The following is a 3,144-nucleotide window of genomic DNA, read 5'->3' on the forward strand; positions in this document are numbered from 1 at the left end:
TGGATGCCTTGGCGATGATAGGCGACGAAGGACGTGATAGCCTGCGATAAGCTTCGGGGAGCTGGCAAATTAGCTTTGATCCGGAGATTTCCGAATGGGGAAACCCACCGAAAGGTATCTTCAGCTGAATACATAGGCTGTAGAGGCGAACCGGGTGAACTGAAACATCTCAGTAGCTCGAGGAAAAGACATCAACCGAGATTCCGAAAGTAGTGGCGAGCGAAATCGGAGGAGCCTGCTAGTGATATCACAGGACTTAGCAAAGCGGCATGGAAAGGCCGACCATAGTGGGTGATAGTCCCGTATGCGAAAAGACCTGTGTGGTACTGAGCTAGCGACAAGTAGGGCGGGACACGTGTAATCCTGTCTGAACATGGGGGGACCATCCTCCAAGGCTAAATACTCATCATCGACCGATAGTGAACTAGTACCGTGAGGGAAAGGCGAAAAGAACCCCGGGAGGGGAGTGAAATAGATCCTGAAACCGCATGCTTACAAAAAGTAGGAGCCCGCAAGGGTGACTGCGTACCTTTTGTATAATGGGTCAGCGACTTACATTCAGTGGCAAGGTTAACCGAATAGGGAAGCCGTAGAGAAATCGAGTCCGAATAGGGCGTTCAGTCGCTGGGTGTAGACCCGAAACCAAGTGATCTATCCATGGCCAGGATGAAGGTGCCGTAACAGGTACTGGAGGTCCGAACCGACTAGTGTTGCAAAACTAGCGGATGAGCTGTGGATAGGGGTGAAAGGCTAAACAAACTTGGAAATAGCTGGTTCTCTCCGAAAACTATTTAGGTAGTGCCTCAAGTATTACCTTCGGGGGTAGAGCACTGTTTTGGCTAGGGGGTCATGGCGACTTACCAAACCAAGGCAAACTCCGAATACCGAAGAGTAGAGCTTGGGAGACAGAGCACCGGGTGCTAACGTCCGGACTCAAGAGGGAAACAACCCAGACCGCCAGCTAAGGTCCCTAAAATTGGCTAAGTGGGAAACGAAGTGGGAAGGCTAAAACAGTCAGGATGTTGGCTTAGAAGCAGCCATCATTTAAAGAAAGCGTAATAGCTCACTGATCGAGTCGTCCTGCGCGGAAGATGTAACGGGGCTAAGCCAGTTACCGAAGCTGCGGATTCACACGCAAGTGTGAGTGGTAGGAGAGCGTTCTGTAAGCCTGTGAAGGTGGCTTGTAAAGGCTGCTGGAGGTATCAGAAGTGCGAATGCTGACATGAGTAGCGTTAAAGCGGGTGAAAAGCCCGCTCGCCGTAAGCGCAAGGTTTTCTACGCAACGTTCATCGGCGTAGAGTGAGTCGGCCCCTAAGGCGAGGCAGAGATGCGTAGCTGATGGGAAACAGGTCAATATTCCTGTACCGATGTGCAGTGCGATGTGGGGACGGATCTTAATAGTTCATCCGGGTGTTGGATGTCCCGGTTTAGGCAGAAGTAGGCGTGCGTCAGGCAAATCCGGCGTACATATACCGAGGCTGTCGATCGAGCGAGCTTGCTCGCGAAGTGAATGAACGAGGTTCCAGGAAAAGCCACTAAGCTTCAGCTGCACACGACCGTACCGCAAACCGACACTGGTGCGCGAGATGAGTATTCTAAGGCGCTTGAGAGAACTCAGGAGAAGGAACTCGGCAAATTGACACCGTAACTTCGGGAGAAGGTGTGCCCTAGTAGTGTGAAGTGAACAACGGAGCATGAAAGGGTTGCAAAGAATCGGTGGCTGCGACTGTTTATTAAAAACACAGCACTCTGCAAACACGAAAGTGGACGTATAGGGTGTGACGCCTGCCCGGTGCTGGAAGATTAAATGATGGGGTGCAAGCTCTTGATTGAAGTCCCAGTAAACGGCGGCCGTAACTATAACGGTCCTAAGGTAGCGAAATTCCTTGTCGGGTAAGTTCCGACCTGCACGAATGGCGTAACGATGGCCACACTGTCTCCTCCTGAGACTCAGCGAAGTTGAAATGTTTGTGATGATGCAATCTCCCCGCGGAAAGACGGAAAGACCCCATGAACCTTTACTGTAGCTTTGTATTGGACTTTGAACAGATCTGTGTAGGATAGGTGGGAGGCTTTGAAGTGTGGTCGCTAGATCACATGGAGCCGACGTTGAAATACCACCCTGGTGTGTTTGAGGTTCTAACCTAGACCCGTTATCCGGGTTGGGGACAGTGCATGGTAGGCAGTTTGACTGGGGCGGTCTCCTCCCAAAGCGTAACGGAGGAGTTCGAAGGTACGCTAGTTACGGTCGGACATCGTGACGATAGTGCAATGGCATAAGCGTGCTTAACTGCGAGACTGACAAGTCGAGCAGATGCGAAAGCAGGACATAGTGATCCGGTGGTTCTGTATGGAAGGGCCATCGCTCAACGGATAAAAGGTACTCTGGGGATAACAGGCTGATACCGCCCAAGAGTTCATATCGACGGCGGTGTTTGGCACCTCGATGTCGGCTCATCTCATCCTGGGGCTGTAGCCGGTCCCAAGGGTATGGCTGTTCGCCATTTAAAGAGGTACGTGAGCTGGGTTTAAAACGTCGTGAGACAGTTTGGTCCCTATCTTCCGTGGGCGCTGCAGATTTGAGGAAGCCTGCTCCTAGTACGAGAGGACCGGAGTGGACACACCTCTGGTGTATCGGTTGTCACGCCAGTGGCATTGCCGAGTAGCTAAGTGTGGAAGAGATAACCGCTGAAAGCATCTAAGCGGGAAACTCGTTTCAAGATGAGATCTGCCGGGGCCTTGAGCCCCCTGAAGAGTCGTTCTAGACCAGGACGTTGATAGGTCGGGTGTGGAAGCGCAGTAATGCGTTAAGCTAACCGATACTAATTGCTCGTGCGGCTTGACCCTATAACTTTGATTCAGTGCTCTGCCAAGTGCACAAGCCAATCAAGGTGTTATGCCAGGCGCAATCAAACTAAAGCTGACAGACTCTATGAATTCGTTGTGTTGATCCAAAAATCAACACGACAACCCTTTATGCCTGATGACCATAGCGAGTTGGTACCACTCCTTCCCATCCCGAACAGGACAGTGAAACGACTCAGCGCCGATGATAGTGCGGACTCCCGTGTGAAAGTAGGTCATCGTCAGGCTCTTACAGCCCTCAAAAAGCCCCTCAGCTCTCGCTGCGGGGCTTTTTGTTTT

Annotated in this window: 2 rRNA genes (1 of these 2 running past the window's edge); both read left to right on the plus strand. The window is 51.6% G+C overall.

Annotation, left to right across the window (positions count from 1 at the left end):
- A 23S ribosomal RNA gene (locus tag DFR41_RS27230) occupies positions 1 to 2,847 on the plus strand; it begins 24 nt to the left of the window's first position.
- A 132-nt stretch (positions 2,848 to 2,979) separates the two neighbouring features.
- Positions 2,980 to 3,092 (plus strand): 5S ribosomal RNA (gene rrf / locus DFR41_RS27235).
- The last annotated feature ends 52 nt before the right edge of the window (positions 3,093 to 3,144 follow it).

The sequence above is a fragment of the Pseudacidovorax intermedius genome, assembly GCF_003350475.1.
In the GTDB taxonomy this organism is placed as follows: Bacteria; Pseudomonadota; Gammaproteobacteria; order Burkholderiales; family Burkholderiaceae_C; genus Xenophilus; species Xenophilus intermedius.